12 protein-coding genes are annotated in these 16,481 nt (G+C 37.2%); 5 read left to right on the forward strand and 7 right to left on the reverse strand.

All coding sequences use genetic code 11. From position 1 onward, the window contains the following. Positions 1–77: 77 nt before the first annotated feature. The gene (locus AC2A1G_RS08445) at positions 78–785 is read left to right on the forward strand and encodes a LytR/AlgR family response regulator transcription factor (protein ID WP_484046477.1); all 708 of its coding nucleotides are present in this window, start codon (positions 78–80) and stop codon (positions 783–785) included. On the opposite strand, the gene AC2A1G_RS08450 is transcribed toward AC2A1G_RS08445, so the two are convergent. Beyond that, complete coding sequence (locus AC2A1G_RS08450; protein WP_484046478.1) at positions 765–2,768, reverse strand: sensor histidine kinase; 2,004 nt, start codon at positions 2,766–2,768, stop codon at positions 765–767. The two genes, AC2A1G_RS08445 and AC2A1G_RS08450, sit on opposite strands and share 21 nt — an antisense overlap. Positions 2,769–2,919: 151 nt before the next feature. Between AC2A1G_RS08450 and AC2A1G_RS08455 the strand changes: the two genes are divergently transcribed. Genes AC2A1G_RS08455 through AC2A1G_RS08465 form a run of 3 tightly spaced genes read left to right on the forward strand, consistent with a single transcriptional unit; the run spans position 2,920 to position 6,349 of the window. After that, positions 2,920–3,399, forward strand: coding sequence for a T9SS type A sorting domain-containing protein (locus AC2A1G_RS08455; protein WP_484046479.1), 480 nt, complete (start codon positions 2,920–2,922; stop codon positions 3,397–3,399). Between the two features lie 4 nt (positions 3,400–3,403). Continuing rightward, complete coding sequence (locus tag AC2A1G_RS08460; protein WP_484046480.1) at positions 3,404–5,923, forward strand: beta strand repeat-containing protein; 2,520 nt, start codon at positions 3,404–3,406, stop codon at positions 5,921–5,923. Positions 5,924–5,929: 6 nt separating this feature from the next. Next, complete coding sequence (locus AC2A1G_RS08465; RefSeq protein ID WP_484046481.1) at positions 5,930–6,349, forward strand: hypothetical protein; 420 nt, start codon at positions 5,930–5,932, stop codon at positions 6,347–6,349. Between the two features lie 89 nt (positions 6,350–6,438). Here the strand turns inward: AC2A1G_RS08465 and AC2A1G_RS08470 are convergent, their stop codons facing one another. Then, a complete protein-coding gene (locus AC2A1G_RS08470) occupies positions 6,439–6,873 on the reverse strand; it encodes an META domain-containing protein (RefSeq protein WP_484046482.1) in 435 nt (144 codons plus the stop codon). 85 nt (positions 6,874–6,958) lie between these two features. On the opposite strand from AC2A1G_RS08470, the gene AC2A1G_RS08475 reads away from it, so the two are divergent. Next, on the forward strand, positions 6,959–9,157 hold the full coding sequence (locus AC2A1G_RS08475; protein WP_484046483.1) for a S46 family peptidase: 2,199 nt from the start codon (positions 6,959–6,961) through the stop codon (positions 9,155–9,157). Positions 9,158–9,216: 59 nt separating this feature from the next. Here AC2A1G_RS08475 and AC2A1G_RS08480 read toward each other — a convergent pair whose 3' ends face one another. The 5 genes from AC2A1G_RS08480 to AC2A1G_RS08500 form a co-directional block, all read right to left on the reverse strand. Next, a complete protein-coding gene (locus AC2A1G_RS08480; protein ID WP_484046484.1) occupies positions 9,217–9,717 on the reverse strand; it encodes a hypothetical protein in 501 nt (166 codons plus the stop codon). Between the two features lie 78 nt (positions 9,718–9,795). After that, positions 9,796–10,329 carry a hypothetical protein gene (locus tag AC2A1G_RS08485; RefSeq protein ID WP_484046485.1) on the reverse strand — a complete coding sequence of 178 codons (534 nt, stop codon included), beginning with the start codon at positions 10,327–10,329 and terminating at the stop codon, positions 9,796–9,798. 11 nt (positions 10,330–10,340) lie between these two features. Further along, positions 10,341–12,458, reverse strand: coding sequence for a methylmalonyl-CoA mutase (gene scpA, locus AC2A1G_RS08490; RefSeq protein ID WP_484046486.1), 2,118 nt, complete (start codon positions 12,456–12,458; stop codon positions 10,341–10,343). A 274-nt stretch (positions 12,459–12,732) separates the two neighbouring features. Further along, a complete protein-coding gene (locus AC2A1G_RS08495) occupies positions 12,733–13,113 on the reverse strand; it encodes a DUF5071 domain-containing protein (protein ID WP_484046487.1) in 381 nt (126 codons plus the stop codon). Positions 13,114–13,219: 106 nt separating this feature from the next. Next, a complete protein-coding gene (locus AC2A1G_RS08500) occupies positions 13,220–16,231 on the reverse strand; it encodes a reprolysin-like metallopeptidase (RefSeq protein WP_484046488.1) in 3,012 nt (1,003 codons plus the stop codon). Between the last annotated feature and the right edge of the window lie 250 nt (positions 16,232–16,481).

Genomic DNA, 16,481 nt, shown 5'->3' on the forward strand with positions numbered 1-16,481 from the left:
TAAATTAATTATTCCTGATTTATTGACTATCTTTAGTTTTTAAATTGTTTTCAGTTAAAATTATTCACACTAATAAGATGAAAAGGGAAATCAAATGTATAATTGTAGAAGACGACGAGCTCGATCGGCTGGTTCTTCAGCAACATCTGAAAAGCTATCCTCAGATTACAGTATCGGCTATTTTTGACTGCGCCGAAAAGGCTATTTCTTTTTTATCTTCAGAAATAGATCTTTTGATTTTGGATATTGATCTTCCGGAAATGAACGGGATTGAACTTAGAAAAAAACTGAAAAACGTTCCTGCCTGTATTTTCATCAGCTCCCATCCTGAATATGCTATCGATACTTTTGAACTGGATACTTTGGATTTTATTTCCAAGCCTTTGAAAGCCGCCCGTTTTGATTATGCCATGCAAAAGCTTGCCGATTTTTTTGAAATGAAAGAAAAATCTGAAAGTTTTGATGCAATGATTGGTGAAAACACCGTTAAAATTAAAGATGGAAACGAGATTTCCCAGATTAAAATCAGCGATATTCTTTACTTTGAAGCTTTGAAAGATTATACAAGAATTATTACGGCAGATAAAAAACACTGCATTTTAGATTCCATCGGTAACCTTTTACAAAAAGAGCATTTCAGCAATTTTGTGAGAATTCACCGCAGTTTTGCAATTCCCAAACATCATATCAGAAAAAAAACCGCTCACGAAATTGAAATCGTACAGCAGATAAAACTTCCTATCGGCAGAGCTTTTAAAGCTAATTTAGATTTTTTTAATCCTTAATGAAATCTCGCTTCCTGTTCCGCTTTCAGAATGCACTTTGAGAGAGATACCGATGGCTTTGCTCATATCTCTGATGAGGTGCAAACCAAGTCCTTTTTTAATTCCGATGGCAACACTGTCATCAAAAAGTGCTTTGAATTTTTCCTGTGAAGCACCTTTTCCGTTGTCTGAAATGGTGAGGTAGGCAAAATTGTTTTCTTCATACGACTTCCAGATTATAGTTTTATCACCTTCTTTTTCTTCTAAAACTTTTACGGCATTGTTGGTCAGATTTCGGGTAATGGTTTTAAGGTATTCGGGATCTGTTTTGATTGTAATGTTTTCCGGCAAGTCAAATTTAAAAGTGATGTCTTCGGTCCATGTAAAGTTGTTTTTGATATCCTCAAAAATTTCTTTCACTTCAATTTCGGTAATTTCCGGCGAAAAATGATCCATTTGCCCTTTGCTCCAGAGAAGAAGGTCTTCCATCTGCTGAAGAAGTTTTTCTGAAGTGTCGATGGTTTTGTTTTCTAACCGCAAACGGGTTTCGGCATCCATCATTTCCGGAGCTTCTTTTTGAAGATGTAAAAAATGAATAAGCCCTGCAACAGGACTTCTTAAATCGTGATTTAAAATTCCGAAAAATTTAATTTTAGTTTTATTGGCAGTTTCAAGTTCTTCGTTAAGTTTCGTCAGTCTGTTTGTATTTTTTTTGCTTTGTCGGTACAGAAAGAAAAGCAAGATTACAATGATGAAAACTGAAGCTAAACCTAAAAGATAAAGCCATTTTTCTCTTTCTTTATTTTTGATGACAAGTTTGTTGTAAGCAATTTCTTTGTTTTTTTGTTCAACAACTTTCCTGCTTTCGAGTTTTGCCATTTCATTTTTTCGTTCCTGCGAATACACGGAATCTTTTATACTGTAATATTCATTGATGTTTTTTGCGTAATTATCGATGTCTTTTGTAATCCGATAGAGTTCAGACATTCCGAGATAATTGAACATTACCCACTGCTGATTGTTGTTTTTCTGGGCAATTTCTTTACTTATTTTAAATTCTTCTAATGCCTTTTCTAGCAATTGTTTTTTAGAAAATCCATGTTTTTTGCTGTAAACCGAAAAGTTTAGGTAAAAGTCCATATAAGAGAATCCCATGTTGTAATGATTGGCAACAGACATGTAATGGTTGGGAGAAATTCTGTTCCATATTTCCTGAGCTTCCTGTTGCATTCTATAGCTTTTGTCAACATCCGAAACGTCAAGAATTGCCCAATTGGTCAAAAGCCAAGCCCTGCCGTACTCATTTTGATTTTGTTTAAAATACTCATTGGCCAGGATAAAATTCTTCTCAGCAGATTTTTTTTTGTTTAAACTTCTCTCAATCTCTGCTAAAACGCCGTAGCTGAAGCCTAAAGCTTCTGTAGTTTTTGCCTGTTGGGCAGATTTTATAGCGTTATTGATGTTTTCATAGGCTTTTTTTTCATCAGATTCATCCAGATAAAGAAAGGCAAGACTTCTGTAAGCTCCACTCACGATCCAGAAGTTCTCACTTTTTTTTCCGAAATCTATTGCTTTCAGATAATTGGCAACCGCATTCTTGTGATCTGCTTTGAGGTGAAAAAGCCGTCCGTACAGATAATAATTATCAGCTAAAGAAAAATTGTCTTTATTTTTCAGGTTGATTTGTTCAGATTCTTTATTGTATTTGAAACCTTCAATAGTTCTGTTTTTCTCTGTGTAATAGCTGACCAGCCCGAGAAGTGTTTTTCCTTTTTTATCATTCCATTTGTTTTTTTTGATAAGGTTTAAATTTTTGATGGTGTAAAAAAAACAGCTGTCGGGATTATAGGTTTTGTAGCTGTTCATGAGTTTTTCCTGCAATTCAAATCTCTTTTCATCCGATATTTTTCCGGACAACGCTTTTCTGTAGGTTTCTGCATTAGAAAAAGCTTGAGAAACATACAGTATAGGAATGAAAAGCAGCAATAACAATCTGAACTTCATAGGGATGTCTTAGTTTTTACTAAGGTACAAACATTTTATCTGTCGTTAGTCGATTTTTTAGGTCGTTTATCTATTATTTGAAAAATGACTTTATCAGAATACTAATTTAGCCCTACCAAAACACACATTTATAATCATAAAACTAATAACCATGAATATTTTCTACAATCTAAAACTAATTCCTCTTTTCGTGCTTTCTGGAGTCGGTCTTCAAGCTCAGAAAGCTGTTCTGGCCACAGGAACGAACGCTTCGGGAAGCAACGGTTCGGTTTCTTACAGTGTAGGGCAAATCGATTTTAATCAGAAAGGCAGCGGCCTGCCGATGATGGAAGGGGTGCAGCAAAGCTATGAGATCATCACGTTGGCTGTGAACGAGGCTACGGTAAATACTGAGGACATTAAACTTTACCCAAATCCGTTTCAGGATTTTATTTATCTGGATTTTCCTCTAAAAGATTATAAGGATGCTGAAATTCAGCTTTTCGATTCTTCAGGGAAACTTTTAAGAACAGAGAAAATTCAGAATTCAAAATCTGAATTTAATTTTTCATCACTTCCTTCAGCAATGTATTTATTTAAAATTACAGCCAAGGGAAGAAGCATAAAATCATTCAAAATAATCAAAAAATAATACCATGAAAAAAATTTTACTAACAGCTGGGCTTTTGCTGGGCTCCATTTTGGTGTCTGCTCAGGCTCCTGAAAAAATGAGCTATCAGGCTGTAATGAGAAATTCGGGAGGACAACTTCTTTTAAATCAAAATATCGCTGTGCGTGTAAGTGTATTACAAGGCACGCCAACAGGAACTGTAGTTTTCTCTGAAAGACTTACCGGAACCACCAATGCCAACGGCTTGGTAAGCTTAGAAATTGGTTCAGGAACTGTTTTATCCGGAACATTTGCCTCTATCAATTGGGCTTCAGGAAATTATTATCTTAAAACTGAAACGGATCCATCGGGGGGAACAGCTTATTCAATAGCAGGTACGAGTCAACTTTTAAGTGTGCCGTATGCAATGTATGCCAAAACAGCAGGGGGAACTTCCGGAGGAGGTTTAGCCTTGCCTTATGCAGCAACTGTAAATAACGCTGCAACTCTGTTTTCTTTAACTAATGATGGTGACGGAACTTCTTTGGAAGGAACAAATAATACTACAACATCAAGTGTTGCAGCAGTGAGAGGTGTCGTAAGTAATACAGCTCCAGGAGGTTTTTCTTCTGCAGTAAGAGGTATCAATAACGGAACAGGGGGTCTAGGAATCGGAGCCTGGGGTTCTCAGGCAGGAAGCGGATGGGGAGTTTATGGTGTAACGCCAAGTGGTCTGGGAGTGTATGGGAATTCTTCTGGTGCCGGAACTGGTGTTTATGCAAACAGTAATACCGGAACGGGGCTTACCTCAACAAGTACAAACGGAATCGCGGCTAGTATTTCAATTTTTAATAATGCCAATAACAATAATGTTCTTAATGCCAATACATTAGGAAACGGAACGGTAGTGAATGTATCTACTACAGGTACGGGAGCTGGTGTTGTAAGTAATACGGGAAATGGTTTTGCCATCCACGGAATTACTTCTGCACAGACTTCTGCCGGGGTGATTGCTGATAATAACGGAGCGGGTGAAGCAGTAGTAGGTAGAAACACAAGTGATATTGCAGGTGCTGTAGTAGGTAGAAATGACGGCGGTGGTTATGGTGTAAGGGGGTTTGTTTCAGGTAATACTACAGGAACCAGCGTCGGTGTATTTGGTCAGGTAGGTCTTAATGCCGGGAAAGGTAGAGCCGGACGCTTTGTCAATACAAATACTAATAACGATAGAAATACTTTCGAGGTAGAATCAAACGGTGCCGGAAATATTCCGGATAACACATTAGGGAATGTTTCTTCCTTTCTTAATACCAATACAAACAGCGTAAGTGCAGCGGTAAGAGGCGAAGTAAAAACCATCTTTGGAAATTTTGGTGCTGCTGGTATATTTGGGGTGTCGTCCGGAACCGGAGGATTCGGAGGTCTTTTTTATTCTTCAAATGCTACAGGAAACGGTGCTGCTTTGGTAGCTCTCACTGATGGAAACGGAAATGCCATCACAGCCAATGCCGGAAAAAACGGAAATGGTGTAGAAGCCAATATTGATGGTACAGGGCGTGCAATCTACGGCTGGACACCATCTTTCGGTCTGGGTAAAGCTGCAGAATTCAGACATTTTAATGCAGCAAATACTAACGATGTGGTAACCGCAATAACAATTGGAAATGGAAATGCCGGAAACTTTAAAGTCGACAGAACATCAGGTACTTCTGCTGCTGTAAAAGGAGAAGTAAATTCAATATTTGCTAATTTCGGTACTGCCGGTGTATACGGTATTTCATCTGGAACAGGAGGTTACGGCGGAATTTTTCATGCTTCAAATCCGACAGGAAACGGTCCTGCTTTAATAGCCATTGCTGATGGAAACGGAAACGGAATAACAGCTAATGCAAGTGGTCTTGGAGACGGTGTAGAAGCAACCGCAGACGGAACAGGTTCAGCAATATACGGCTGGACTCCCAATTTTTCGACCGGTCGTGCTGCAAGGTTTACAAATTTCAATACAGCAAATACAAATCCTGTAATCACTGCAGAGCAGAGAAGCGGAGGAAATATCGCGTTATTCAGAGCAGGAAGTACACCTGCGAATGTTGCCAGAATTGATGCTACCGGAAAAGGTTTTTTCAACGGGGGAACTCAAAACAGTGGTGCCGATTTGGCGGAAGCATTCGATGTGGAAGGAAACACTTCAGAATACGAACCGGGAGATATTCTTGTTATTTCAACAGACACAGACAGAACGGTTGAGAAATCATCAAAACCATATTCAACTTTGGTGGCTGGAGTTTATGCTACAAAACCAGGTGTTCTTTTAACAGAAGAAAATATAGATTCTGAGTTGATGAGTAAAGTTCCAATGGGGGTAGTGGGTGTAATTCCTACAAAAGTCTGTCTCGAAGGCGGAAAAATCAAGAGAGGCGATTTTATTGTAACCTCTTCAAAATCCGGAATAGCAATGAAAGGCAATCCTAAAAAAGTAAAAATTGGACAGGTGATCGGAAAAGCCCTTCAGGACTACGATCAAAACGGAATCGGAAAAATTAAAGTATTGGTAAACATTAAATAAACTATTATGAAATCACTATATATCATCGCATTTCTGGCTTTAAGTTTAAATATTTACGCTCAGGAAAATAAAAAGTCTAATGAAGATCTGACTCAGGAAGCAGAATCTTATAAAGAATCCAAAGCATTTGAGGCTAAAATGATGCAGGAGGCAAAAGAAAATCAAAATAAAAATCCTTCTACAGTTTTGGCATCTGAGCAGGGTCTTTCTGAAAAAAAACAGCCTTCTCAACCTGAAGCAGATAAAAGTAATTCCGGCAAAATGGTGCCTGGTGATGCAAGTTTAGAAGAAATTTTAGCCTCAATCCCCGGAAGAAAAGCCAGACAATCTGAAGTAAAAAATGTTTCTTCGAAAGCATCCAACGGAGTTGTAATGACCGCAGATATGACAATCTACGACATTAAAAAAACGATTCCAAAAAATTAAAACTAAACACAAAAACTAATAACCATTTTTCTTTTCATGAATAAGTCCGCCTTAAAAACGGACTTATTTTTATTTAAACTTTGACTAAATTAATCCCAGTCGGCTGCTACAAATTTCATTTGATTGCCATCCTCATCAGACAGCGTTAAAAAATGACCTTCAATCTGATAATTTTTCACTTTTTTAAATTCTTTAGAAAATTCATCTTCCAGTTTCATATTTTCGCAAGCCATTAAAGTAGAACCTAATCCTGAAATTTCTATCTTATTTTTAGATTTTATTTCTGCCGTAAAAAACATTCTGTTGCAACCCATGAATGCGCCACCCTGAACTTTTTTATCTTTATTTTCAGCTGTTAGATTAATTTCAGCCTTACTTTTAACCAATTCTTCTTTGGTGAAATTTTTAAATGAAACCAGCATCCACTGTCTTTGGATTTGCTCATTTTTAATCTGTGCTGATGAGCAGTTTACCAGCAATCCTAAACATAAAAAGCCGATAAATATTGATATTATCTTTTTCATTCGCTTTATATGTCCATTTTCATACCATTTAAAGGTTATATAGCATAAAAATTAGTAAATTAGCCACACAAAAATTATTTAGAAAATGAAAAGAATATTTTTACTATTCACTTTTTTACTGAGTTTCGCTCAGATGAGAGCTGATGAAGGAATGTGGCTTCTGATGCTTGTCAAGAGACTTAATGGTGTAGACATGCAGAAAGAAGGTCTTCATCTTACTCCGGAAGAGATTTATTCTGTAAACAATTCAAGTCTTAAAGATGCTATTGTAAGCTTTGGAGGATTCTGTACAGGAGAAATTGTTTCAGACAGAGGTCTTATTTTTACCAACCACCACTGTGGTTATGGTGCTGTAGCTGCTGCTTCAACGCCTGCCAAAGATTATCTGAAAGATGGTTTTTGGGCAATGAAAGACAAAGACGAGTTTAATGCTAAAGATCTATACGTAAGATTTTTGGTGAGAATGGATGATGCTACGCAAAGAATCAATTCAAAACTAAACAACAATATGTCTGCTGCTGAGAGAAAAGCAGTTATTGATGCTGAAAGCAAAGCAATTCAGACAGAAAATTCAGAAAATGGAAAGTATACAGTTGTAGTAAGAGATTTCTTCAACGGAAATGAGTTTTATTATTTTGTATATCAGGATTATAAAGACATCAGATTGGTGGGAGCGCCGCCATCATCTTTAGGTAAATTTGGTGGAGATACAGACAACTGGGAGTGGCCAAGACATACTGCAGACTTTACAGTTTTCAGAGTTTATGCTGATGCAGCAGGAAATCCTGCAGAATTTTCTCCAAGCAACGTTCCTTTGAAGCCTAAGCATTCGCTTCCGGTTTCTTTGAAAGGAATTAAGCCTGGTGATTTCTCAATGATTTTAGGATATCCTGGAAGAACAAACCGTTACCTTACTTCTTACGGTATCGATCAGATGGTGAATAAAGACTATCCGGCTTGGGTAGCTGCTTCAAAACTGGCGATGGATGTAATGAAGAAGTACATGGATAAAGACAAAACTACACAGTTGGCTTACGCTTCTCAGTACGCTTCAGTAGCAAATTACTGGAAAAACAGACAGGGAACAATTGATGCCGTAATCAAAAACGGAACAATTACAGACAAGCAAAATGTGGAAAATACATTCAGAACATGGGCAGTGCAACCTGCAAATATCGAGAATGAAATGGTTTTAGACGAAATTAAAACTTACTACAGACAAACTTCAGACAGAAATGTTGAAAGAAACTATGCTTCTCTTTTAACAAGAAATTCAAAATATTTCTCAGTAGCACTTCAGCTTTCAAGCTTATTGAACAGCTATGCTGCACAGGATTTAGCTGGAAGAGTTGCGATGAAAGCTAAAGTAGAAGATGCTATTAAGCAGACTTACGAAAGTATCAATACTCAACTTGAGGGCGAAATGATGAATTCGATGGTAAATCTTTACCAGACAAAAGTAAATGCAGATGTTGCATCGCCTACGTTAATGGCTCTTGATGCTAAAAACCTTTCTAATATCGCATATTCTTCGATTTTTGCTAATAAAACTTCAGCTACCAACTTCCTTCAGAATCCTGACAGAGTGAAATTGGATGCAGATCCTTTATTGAAAATCGCTAAAGGAATTATGGCAGATCAAAAAGCTTCAGCTGAAAGATTTGTAAAAATTGATGATAATTTCGCTAAAAATAACAGACTTTTCTTAGCGGGATTAATGAAGGCTATGCCTGAGAAAAAATTCTATCCGGATGCAAACTCAACAATGAGACTTACTTACGGACAAATCGATACATTGCCTTTGAGAGACGACAGAAACTATTTCGGAGTTACAGAAAACTATTATACTACAATGGAAGGTTTAGTAGGGAAATTCAAACCGAAAGACGAAGAATTTGATCTTCCACAAAGAGTTTTAGCACTTCAGGGAGCAAAAGATTACGGAATGTATGCTGACAAAGCAGGTTACCTTCCTGTAAACTTCCTTTCGAACAACGATATTACAGGTGGAAACTCTGGTTCTCCGGTAATCGACGGCGACGGAAACCTGATCGGAATCGCATTCGACGGAAACAGCGAAGCTTTAAGCGGAGACATCGTTTTCGAAAAAGAGTGGCAGAAAACCATCAGCGTAGACGTTCGTTTTGTACTTTGGACAATCGACAAGTACGCAGGTGCTAGAAGAATCGTTGACGAGCTTAAATTAGTAAAAGACGAAAACACTCCTGCAGATACAGGGAAATCTAAAGTTCCGACTACAGCTCCTGCAAAAAAGAAGAAGTAATCAGAATTTATTCAATAAAAAAGACCGGTATGTTTGTTGCATATCGGTCTTTTCTTTTTTTAATCTTTAGATCCTAAATTATCCATTCTGTCATCCATTCCCTGACTTACAGATGTAGATGTTCTTTCTGAACCAAGGAAATATAGGTTGTGTTTTGCCTTTGCTATAATTCCTCTTTCTACATCTTGTGGGATATCGTCTGGAACGTCTCTTCTAATGGTTTCGCCTTCACGCTGTTTTACAATTTCAATAGCGCCTTTTCCGTCAAGAATTGATTTTGCTCTTTGTGCTTCATCGTAGCTGTTGGTGTATAAAACAATAGTGGTGTTTCCTCTGCTTTTTTTGCTGTAGGCATCGAGCATTTCGGTGTCGTTGGCGAACATGTGATCCCAAAAATGTCTTGTATTTTCGTCATCTTCAAGATCATTTGCAGAATCTGCATCTACTTTGGATTTCGAAACGATAATATTATCATCTGAAAATCCCTCACTCCTTAATTGCGATTTTACTTCCTCGGTATCTGTTGCCGGCGGAAATACTGAAATTACTGTATAAGCCATAATATTTTGTTTTGGTTATGGCTGTACATGCAAATGGTGTGCAAACGGATTATTAAAAGTAAGGTAAATATTAAAAATTTATTCGGAAAGGCTCTTCAAAGGAAATATGGTTAACAAATACTTTTGTCCTTTGGACTCAATTATTACTCTGTAATCATTTAAAAAAGCAGAGATCAAATTATAATTTTCAAAATGATTGAGATCAAATTTCTTATTGGAATCAAATGGCTTATGCCTGATTTCAAATTCTACAAATTTTCCTTTGATAAGCTTTGAAGAAACACTGTTATCCAATTCAATTAAATCCTCTTTTGATACAAATCTAAAATTATCTGAAAAAAAATCATGCAACAGCGATGAAATCTTTATTGCCTGCTGGGTTGAGATTAATGCAATGATATTAGAACATTTATTTGCCATAAAAGATACAATTGAATGTTCTATTTTAATGCCTAAAACACTCAGTCTTCCTTCAGGCAGATAAGCTTCAAAACAAAAATATGGATCTGAAATATTATTTTTAACAAAAGAATAAGCATATTCTTTCAACACTAAAATATCTTGCAGTTCTTCAAATGATTTTCCAAGAAAACTTTCAGGCACATATTCCATAACGTCAAATATCAATCTAAAAACCTGTTCAGAATATCCACCGCACACTTCGGCAAATTCGTTCCCGGGCCGAAAATAAAATCAGCACCATTGGCATACAGATATTCATAATCCTGCTGTGGAATTACACCACCAACAACAATCGTTATATCTTCTGCTCCCAGTTTTTTCAGCTCTTCAACAACCTGCGGCACCAAAGTTTTGTGACCGGCAGCCAGCGAAGAAACGCCCAAAATGTGAATGTCATTTTCAACAGCCTGCTTCGCTACTTCCTCCGGGGTCTGGAATAAAGGTGCGACATCCACGTCAAATCCCATGTCGGCAAAAGCAGTTGCAACTACTTTTGCACCACGGTCATGACCATCCTGACCCATTTTTGCCACCATAATTCTTGGGCGGCGGCCTTCCTCTTCTTCAAATTTTTGGGTTAACTCAAGGGCTTTTCCAAAGTATTCGTTTTTACCTGCATTCATAGCGTAAACTCCCTGTATGGTTCTGATGTTGGCTTTATACCGTCCGAAACTTTCTTCCATCGCATCACTCATTTCACCCAAAGTCACTCTTCGGCGTGCCGCCTCGATGCATAATGCCAGGAGATTTCCTTTTCCGGTCTTTGCCGATTCACGGATTTCATTTAAAATTTGCTCAACATTTTCAGGATTTCTATTTAATTTAATTGATTCCAGTCTTTCAATTTGTTTTCGGCGAACTTCGGAATTATCAATATCTAAAATCTCCAGTTGCATCTGTTTTAAATTTGATTTAAAAGAGTTGACACCGATGATGAATTCTTCACCACTATCGATTTTAGACTGCTTTATTGCTGAAGCTTCCTCAATTCTCATCTTTGGAATTCCCGCCTCGATGGCTTTCGTCATTCCGCCTTCTTTTTCCACCTCATCGATGAATTTCATGGCTTCTTCAATCATCTGCTGAGTCATGGCTTCCACCAGATTACTTCCGCCCATCGGATCTACGACATCGCAGATTCCGCTTTCCTGCTGGAGAATAATCTGAGTATTTCTCGCAATTTTCGCCGAATAATCTGTGGGTAGTGCAATGGCTTCATCCAAAGCATTAGTATGTAAAGACTGTGTTCCTCCTAAAGCTGAAGACAAAGCTTCAATGGCAGTTCTTGTGATATTGTTAAAAGGCTCCTGTTCCGTTAAACTCCAACCGGAAGTTTGAGAATGGGTTCTTAAAGCTAAAGATTTTGGATTTTGAGGGTTGAATTGTTTTAATAATGTCGCCCAAATGTATCTTGCGGCACGCATTTTTGCGATTTCCATGAAATGATTCATTCCGATTGCCCAGAAAAAGGATAATCTTGGGGCGAAATCGTCGACATTCATTCCGGCTTTAATTCCGGTTCTTACGTATTCCAAACCGTCAGCTAAAGTGTAAGCCATTTCCAAAACCGGCGTGGCTCCAGCTTCCTGCATGTGATAACCTGAAATAGAAATTGAATTGAATTTGGGGATATTTCTCGAAGTATATTCAAAAATATCAGCAATGATTTTCATGGAAGGTGTCGGCGGATAAATGTAAGTGTTACGCACCATGAATTCCTTCAAAATATCATTCTGAATGGTTCCTGAAAGTTTATCCTGCGAAACTGCCTGTTCTTCTGCAGCAACAATATAAAAAGACAAAATCGGCAAAACCGCCCCGTTCATCGTCATCGAAACTGAGATTTGATCCAAAGGAATTTCATTAAATAAAATCTTCATATCCTCAACAGAATCAATCGCAACCCCGGCTTTTCCCACATCGCCCACAACTCGTGCGTGATCTGAATCGTAACCTCTGTGCGTCGCCAAATCGAATGCTACCGAAAGTCCTTTTTGTCCGGCTGCCAGATTTCTTCTGTAAAAAGCATTGGATTCTTCAGCCGTTGAAAATCCGGCGTACTGACGGACAGTCCACGGTTTCTGAACGTACATTGTAGAGTAAGGACCTCGTAAAAAGGGAGCAATTCCAGGTGAAGAGTCGCTGATGGTTTTGTCTTTAATATCTTCTGAAGTGTATTTTGACTTCAATTCAAGTCCGTCTTTCTCGAATTGATAAACTTCCAGAAGTTTTTCTGATATGGTAAATTGGGGATTTTTATTTTGAATTTCCCTTCTCATGAGTTCTGATTTAAGATTTTAAAAGTAAGCATTTTTGGATTAATATTTTGGTACTGATTTTCAATGTAAAAGAATAATTTTAAACACATTAGTCACAGAGAATTTTTAAAATAATTCTACAGAATAGAACACAATTGCCTTTGAAAATCTTTGATTTTCTTGTGTTTTCTAAATATTTTCAAACAATAGAAAACGTAATGTGACTGATGTGTCAAATAAAAAGCGACTTTGCATTTGTTACAAAACCGCTTTTGAATTTTAATATTTGACAGACTTAATTGTAATCTCCATTTAAAATTGCCTGTGCTTCCAAATCAACCTCGTCATCAATTTCGTCTTTGGTGGGGAAATTTGCAATTCGGGTAATTTCATTTAATAAAATTTCGTCTGTAGTTTCTCTACCAAAAAATGTTAAAATCCACAATTTCCATAAGCCATCATTGGTTTTGAAAATCTCCGTGAAATATGGTGTCAGTTTGTCGGCAAAAGGCTTTAGAACATCAGCAACATCGCCCGAGATTGGCCAATTAATATCTTGAAGCCATATTAACAAATCTGGAATAATGGGCTTAACTTCTTCATATGAAAGATTTTTAAGTTTTTCAATGTGTTGATCGTCGTCTTTTTGTTTGGGTACTAAATCTTTAATATTCATTTTTGTTTTCTTTGGGCTAAACTTATTTTACAAACATATATTTTTCCCAACAAAGCAAAAAACCGGAAAGAATCCGGTTTTTTGTTGTTATAATATTAAGAAAATCTTACTTTTTGATAAGTTTCGTATTATAAGTTTTATTGCTGTCTGTAATGGTAATTACGTACATACCTTTTACAAGAGACGCTACATTAATTCTGTTGTCGTCCATTTTACCTTGTAAAACCAATCTACCTTCTGCACTGTAAATTTTGTATTCAGCTTTACCTTTAAGGTTTTTAACTTCTACAAAAGTATCGGCAGGGTTAGGATAAATTTCTATTTCCGATTTCGGGCCTCCTACAGTTTCATTGGTTGATAAAGCTTCTGAGATTTTAACTGAGAAATCTTTAAATGACCCCTGAGAAATTACACCACCTCCGGATACAGGAACTGAGGCTGTTCCGCATGGGCCTGTAGCTGCATTAAAGAAAGTATTAGCTACTCTCATTCTTAAAGTTTTGTCACCAGAATAAGCTGTTGCAGGCACAGTAAATGTAAATGAACCTGTGTATTGACCATTTGTAGTTGGAGGTACAGTAGTTACGGATCCAACTTTTTCTGAAGCTTCGAAAGCACCATTTCGGTTAAAGTCAATCCATACTTCCATCTTGTCATTGTAATTTGCAATATTCCCTACATTATAGTAGCTTAATGTGTATTGTGCACCTTTTGTAAGATTAATCTGCTTGGTTAAATCCTGAGAAAAATCTTTGTAAGAGCTAAATATTGTAGCGTACGTAAGCTGTGAATAAGTAAGGTTTGCAACATTCATTTGTGCTAATCCACTGTTGTAAGCAAAGCTTGCAAAACTATTTCCACCTGTTGACATTAAGCAGTAATCTACTCCTGTAGTTAAGCCTTTTGTTTTGAAAGTGTATGTACTTGAAAAAGCACCTGGTACAGTATTAACAACTGCTGCAACCTGTGCCTCGTAGTTAGTTTCATCTTCAAGACCACTAAGCAGTACAGAGCTGGTTGTGCTTGTTGCATTTGTCCAGTTTGTTTCTCCCACTTTTCTATAATTTATAGAATAAGTAGCACCTGATACACTGTTCCAAGATAATCTTGCGGTTGTTTTTAGAATTTCAGTAGCTAATGCTGAAACTCCGGTAGGTGCAGCTGTTGATGAAGTAGGTGCTGAACCTACTGATATTTGAGGAGATACAGCATAGAATATATTTCCGTTAGCAGAAATCCTTAATTTGACAGCGCCTGTTAAGCTTGCCGGCATTTGTACGGTATAACTTCCTGTATTTGGAGTAGAAGCTATCAGCTCAGTCCAAGTTGCACCGTTTACAAGATCAGTTGTATATTCTATTTTTACATTAGCTGTATTGTAAGGAGCTGCAGTAGTATTGGCAACATCCCAAGTGATCGTGTTGCTTGCATTATTGTAAAGCACTGTTGAGGTTGTTAAGCCGGAAAATTTAAAAGGGCCATCATTTCCAACATTTACGGTAGTTTCTGCAGACACAAGCATTGGTCTTTGTGCGTTTTCATCCCTTACTGTTACAGCATAGCTTAAAACTCTAGGAATGTAAGAAACAGTTTCCCATTTAGCTTTATCGGTAAGATTTCCTGCCATAACACTTGGTAGACTGGGGAAGTATCTTCTTCCGCTTGCTGTACCGAAATAAGATCTTGTTAATGCTCCATGAGTGTTAAACCCCCAACCGCTGTCTCCAGAAATAGAATGATAAGAATCTACACTGTCGTATTGTTCCCATGTATATTTTACAGGATCTGCATCACTCGCAGAAGCTTCAAGGTAGTATGCTGTTCCTTTAGGAATACTGTAAGCTGTTAGTGCAGAAATGACCGGTGCCGTATTGGTTGTAATATCCTGCGAAGTTCCGCAGGTGATTTTACTGTCTAAGCTATTAAGAACTTGATTGATAGAAGAATAGTGGAAATATGCATCAGTGAAATTCTGTACGTTGTCACCTGTGATTCCTGCATATCCCATGATAGTAGTACCACCACCTGGTTCGATATTTACTCCTGAGCCTTCTGAAACATGCGAGAATGTATGATTACCCCCAAGTTGGTGTCCCATTTCGTGAGCTACATAATCGATATCAAATGCATCGCCTGTAGGGGTAGTACTCTGCGTAAATGCAGATCCTTTAGCTAAAGAATTTGCAGTTGCAGGATTTACGCATGTAACTCCAATACCTCCAGCATTTCCATTGCCACCGGCAGCATTAAATACGTGTCCGAGATCATAATTAGCATTACCAACAATAGATGTTAAAGTTTGCTGTAACTGCAAATTTAAATTTCCAGTGTAAGGATCGGCAGCAGGATCTGTATAAATGATAGCTGGTATATCCTGAATAATTAATTTAATAGCAAAATCTTTTTCAAAAATACCATTTACACGGGTCATGGTGTTATTCATACGAGTTACTGCACCGGCAACACCTCCTGCAAGCTGAGTGTATTCTCCCGTTACTGATAAAGCTAACCTGTAAGTTCTGTATTTTGTGCTGGCTGGTCTGTTGGTGATTCCTACATTAGAAAGACTCTTTTTACCGTTTGCTTCCAGTTTTTTGATATCCTTAACAATTTTTCTTTCATCTGTAGTACATTCAAAACCGTGATCACCACTTTCTCTTTTAGTTTTATAGAAGACACCATACGTTTTTTTATCTGCGCTGATGGGCTCTATAAACTGAAAAACGCCTTCTTTGATTATCATAGACTGCATTTCGGTAGGAGATGTACTGAATCTTACATATTTTGAAGGATCATCCACACCTACTCCCACATAAGACCCCAGCTCATAACGGTCTGCCATTGATTTTTCCATAACAGGATTACTGAAAACGGCAAATTTCTCTATCTTGCCATCAACAGTAGGTAATGAAACAATGACAGGTTTTGCGCCATTTCCGGTTTCTACTGCATCTTTTAAGATATTTCTTAAAGATTCAAGATCTACTTTGTATGAGTGCTGAACTTCCACTTCCTTACGCACTTCAGATACTGACTGAGAAGATGGCTCCCATCTCTGTGCATTAGCAGTCGTGAAAACTGCAGCTAATGCACAAACCAGTAAAATTCTTTTTTTCATAAAATTAAAATATATTTATTATGTAAGTCATTTTGACAAATTTAATTATTTTAAATCAATAATATATCGATTTTAACATTGTAATTCAAAATGTGTAAAAATTTTATAATTAATAAATGCATATCTGCTCGCATTTTCATTAAATATTATGTAATTTTAAATAATCAGTACAACTATATAAACTTTTTCTGTAAGCTTTATCCATATATTAAACATATAGGGAAAATAAAATCTCAATTTGGAAGATGAA

It is taken from the genome of Chryseobacterium sp. HNCC26DJ240 (genome assembly GCF_057180485.1).

Excerpts from the sequence above, each read along its gene's own strand:
- AC2A1G_RS08470 (WP_484046482.1), bottom strand. The coding sequence starts at position 6,873 with ATGAAAAAGATAATATCAATATTTATCGGCTTTTTATGTTTAGGATTG.
- scpA (WP_484046486.1), bottom strand. The coding sequence starts at position 12,458 with ATGAGAAGGGAAATTCAAAATAAAAATCCCCAATTTACCATATCAGAA.
- AC2A1G_RS08455 (WP_484046479.1), top strand. The coding sequence starts at position 2,920 with ATGAATATTTTCTACAATCTAAAACTAATTCCTCTTTTCGTGCTTTCT.
- AC2A1G_RS08445 (WP_484046477.1), top strand. The coding sequence starts at position 78 with ATGAAAAGGGAAATCAAATGTATAATTGTAGAAGACGACGAGCTCGAT.
- AC2A1G_RS08475 (WP_484046483.1), top strand. The coding sequence starts at position 6,959 with ATGAAAAGAATATTTTTACTATTCACTTTTTTACTGAGTTTCGCTCAG.
- AC2A1G_RS08485 (WP_484046485.1), bottom strand. The coding sequence starts at position 10,329 with ATGGAATATGTGCCTGAAAGTTTTCTTGGAAAATCATTTGAAGAACTG.
- AC2A1G_RS08460 (WP_484046480.1), top strand. The coding sequence starts at position 3,404 with ATGAAAAAAATTTTACTAACAGCTGGGCTTTTGCTGGGCTCCATTTTG.
- AC2A1G_RS08465 (WP_484046481.1), top strand. The coding sequence starts at position 5,930 with ATGAAATCACTATATATCATCGCATTTCTGGCTTTAAGTTTAAATATT.
- AC2A1G_RS08480 (WP_484046484.1), bottom strand. The coding sequence starts at position 9,717 with ATGGCTTATACAGTAATTTCAGTATTTCCGCCGGCAACAGATACCGAG.
- AC2A1G_RS08495 (WP_484046487.1), bottom strand. The coding sequence starts at position 13,113 with ATGAATATTAAAGATTTAGTACCCAAACAAAAAGACGACGATCAACAC.
- AC2A1G_RS08500 (WP_484046488.1), bottom strand. The coding sequence starts at position 16,231 with ATGAAAAAAAGAATTTTACTGGTTTGTGCATTAGCTGCAGTTTTCACG.
- AC2A1G_RS08450 (WP_484046478.1), bottom strand. The coding sequence starts at position 2,768 with ATGAAGTTCAGATTGTTATTGCTGCTTTTCATTCCTATACTGTATGTT.